General features: G+C 63.2%; 1 protein-coding gene. It reads left to right on the top strand.

Features of this window, described 5'->3' with window-relative positions; all coding sequences use genetic code 11:
* Window positions 1–34 precede the first annotated feature (34 nt).
* Window positions 35–1,215 (top strand): IS3 family transposase gene (locus ACS5RC_RS26005; RefSeq protein WP_478346824.1). Its coding sequence is split into 2 segments (ribosomal slippage): window positions 35–296 and window positions 296–1,215, totalling 1,182 coding nucleotides; the frame shifts between segments, so codons are not numbered across the junction.
* Window positions 1,216–1,249 lie beyond the last annotated feature (34 nt).

Below are 1,249 nucleotides of genomic sequence, written 5' to 3'. Positions count from 1 at the left end.
TTGGTATGGCTTTTGAGCCTGGAGGACGGACAAGATGGCAAAGCACCCGAAGCCCGAGGAGATCGTCGCCAAGCTACGGCAGGCGGACGTGCTGATCTCACAGGGCCAGAGCGTGGCCGATGCGATTCGCGCGCTCGGTGTGAGTTCGGTGACATACTACCGGTGGCGACGTGAGTTCGGCGGCCTCAAGTCGGATCAGGTTCGACGGATGAAGAGTCTTGAGACCGAGAATGCTCGGCTTCGAAAGGCGATTGCGGATCTCACCCTCGACAAGCTGATCTTGCAGGAGGCGTCTCGGGGAAACTTCTGAGCCCCGCTCGCCGACGCGCCTGTGTCGAGCACATCATGCAGACGATGACCGTCTCCGAGCGCCGCGCCTGTCGGGCGCTCGGACAGCATCGCTCGACACAGCGCAAGGTACCGCGGGGCCGCGACGACGAAGAGGCGCTGACGGCCGATCTCATGGCGTTGGCTGAGAGGTACGGACGCTATGGCTACCGCAAAATCAGTGCGTTGCTGAAGGCAGCCGGATGGTTGGTCAACGACAAGCGCGTCGAGCGCATTTGGCGGCGTGAGGGTCTGAAGGTCCCAGCCAGACAGCCCAAGCGGGGGCGGATCTGGGACAACGACGGCTCCTGCGTCCGTCTACGCCCGGAACACCGCAATCACGTGTGGTCGTACGACTTCGTCGAGGCCCGCACGCATGATGGACGCAAGATCCGGATGCTCAACGTGGTCGACGAGTTCACGCATGAATGCCTGGCGATCCGAGTCGCCCGCAAGCTGAAGGCAACCGACGTCATCGACGTGCTCTCGGATCTGTTCATCCTGCGTGGCGTACCTAGCCATATCCGTTCGGATAACGGCCCGGAGTTCGTTGCGAAGGCCGTCCAAGCTTGGATCACCGGCGTCGGAGCAAAGACGGCCTACATCACGCCAGGCTCACCGTGGGAGAACGGCTACGTCGAAAGCTTCAACGCACGGCTTCGCGACGAACTCCTGAACGGCGAGATCTTCTACACACTCAGGGAAGCGCAGGTCGTGATCGAAAGCTGGCGACGCCACTATAACGGCGTGCGCCCGCATGCCTCTCTGGGATACCGGCCGCCGGCACCGGAGGTGTTCGTGCCAGCCTTCTCCGCTTGGCCGGCTGCGCTCGCCCGACCAGCTCCGCCGGCCAAGCTACTCGTGGCGGAGCGGCCTACCGCGCACTAACTTTACCCTTGGACCACCTCGTGGGGGCCGACCA

The sequence above is a fragment of the Methylobacterium sp. HJ2 genome (assembly GCF_056431005.1).
The sequence above is the reverse complement of the archived record's forward strand: the minus strand, read 5'-3'. Positions and strand labels throughout refer to the sequence as shown.